This is a genomic window from Candidatus Moraniibacteriota bacterium, from assembly GCA_028688415.1.
Taxonomy (GTDB): domain Bacteria; phylum Patescibacteriota; class Minisyncoccia; order Moranbacterales; family UBA1568; genus UBA1568.
The window spans coordinates 1-1,760 of sequence record JAQTYF010000006.1; the positions used below are offsets into that span (position 1 = coordinate 1).

A 1,760-nucleotide genomic window follows, 5' to 3' on the forward strand; every position below is an offset into this window, starting at 1 on the left:
ATCACCAACGCCAAGATCGCCAACCTGGCAGTTGACGACGCCAAGATTTCAGCCCTGAGTGCGGCCAAGATTACCGCGGGCTCCATAGGAGTCGGGTCTTACATCCAGTCAACCAACTTCACGGCGGGTTCTGCGGGATGGAAGATCAACGCGGACGGGACGGCTGAACTGGCAAACGCCGTGGTACGCGGGTCAGTCTATGCCAACGCCGGGTACATCGGCGGCATCACCATTGCCTCCAACGCGGTGCGTGCCGGACAGACGGCATTTGATACCGGGATCGGGTTTTTCCTGGGGGCGGGTGGTACGTTTTCGCTGGGCAATGGGTCGGGGAATAAGCTGACTTGGAACGGGATGAATCTGAATGTGGTCGGTGATATCACTGGATCAAATGGTACGTTCACCGGGTCGATCACAGGGGCCAGCGGAACCTTTGGCGGTAATGTCCATGGCGGGCAGTTCACAACCGGTGCATTTACAGGCTGGGGATGGCCCGCTGCTGGCAACTACGGGACATACCTCGGCCCAAGTGGTCTGCTGATTGGCAATCTTAACAATGGTAAATACCTTGAAATAAGACAAGACGGTAATTTATATTCGCCAGGGTTCTATGTTGAAAATGGAGTAATGACGATTACCCAAGCCAACGTGATTAATACTGCGAATATCGCTGGGAATGCGGTGACAGTAAGTAATTCAACAGAAGGCACAGCAGGTACAGTTTCAACCAGTCTATTACTAAAAGCCGGTGTTTCTTTGAAGGTGATATTTATTGTGACTTTTGATCCTATCACTAATAGTACAGTTGGTGGATTAAAGTGTTACTACTACTTAAATATAAACGGGACTCAAAGAATATATCCTGTGAGTAGAGAATATTGGGACGCCAATTATAACCACTGGGGTAGCCAAACTTTTATGTTTACCATGACCTTGAATGGTGGCGGCGTAGACAGCAGTATCACAGCTAGTGCTTATGCTTATGCAGGCTATACGCTGACAACATATAATAAAACCCTTGCATTTTTTGGACTAATGAAATGACAGATACTGTATTTACGGCTATTTCAAAACAAACAGGGGAAGTTCTGTATTCAGGAACTGCATATAACCCTAGTGTATTCTCTGAAGGAGATACCGTTGTGCTGGAGGGTAAAGCTTACGGGCCAGGGTATGTTATAGATAATATCCACTACAAACTACCACCACAGCCGTCCACCAATCACACCTTCAACTACACCACCAAGCAATGGGAAGACCCCCGCACCCTGCAAGACCTCAAAGATGCCCAGTGGACCCTAATCAAGCAGGCCCGCTCCAATGCCGAGTACGCCGGCTTCACATGGGACGGCTCGACCTTTGACAGTGATGCCATCAGCCAGAACCGCATCACCGGAGCGGTGGCCTTGGCTCAGATGTCGGACCAGTTCTCGATTGGCTGGGTGCTGGCAAACAACCAAGTCCGCACCTTGAATCAGACCGACATGATGCAGGTGGGCGCGGCGCTGGGTCAGCATGTGGCTGCGCAGTTTGCCAAAGGGGTGCTGTTGCGTGAGCAGATCGAGGCGGCTGCGACAAAAGCAGAGGTTGAGGCGGTGGTGTGGTAAGCGTCGCCGTGGAACATGTTCCAGTCGCGCTATGACGTTGACTCCGAAGATTTTTGACAGAAAGTAGCAGCTACGGCCCGTGTACCGGGTGATAAGGCTGCTACCTGTGACTTCACCCATTCGTCAGACGTTAGGCGCACATATTGGGCAGGT

Annotated in this window: 2 protein-coding genes; both read left to right on the forward strand. The window is 51.1% G+C overall.

All coding sequences use genetic code 11. The features are described 5' to 3' along the window. On the forward strand, nt 1-1,044 hold a 1,044-nt coding region (locus PHH40_04950), incomplete at its 5' end, for a hypothetical protein (GenBank protein ID MDD2767071.1). Next, entirely contained in the window at nt 1,041-1,607 is a 567-nt protein-coding gene (locus PHH40_04955; protein ID MDD2767072.1) for a DUF4376 domain-containing protein, read from the forward strand. The genes PHH40_04950 and PHH40_04955, both read left to right, overlap by 4 nt. The last annotated feature ends 153 nt before the right edge of the window (nt 1,608-1,760 follow it).

Excerpts from the sequence above, each read along its gene's own strand:
- PHH40_04955 (MDD2767072.1), top strand. The coding sequence starts at position 1,041 with ATGACAGATACTGTATTTACGGCTATTTCAAAACAAACAGGGGAAGTT.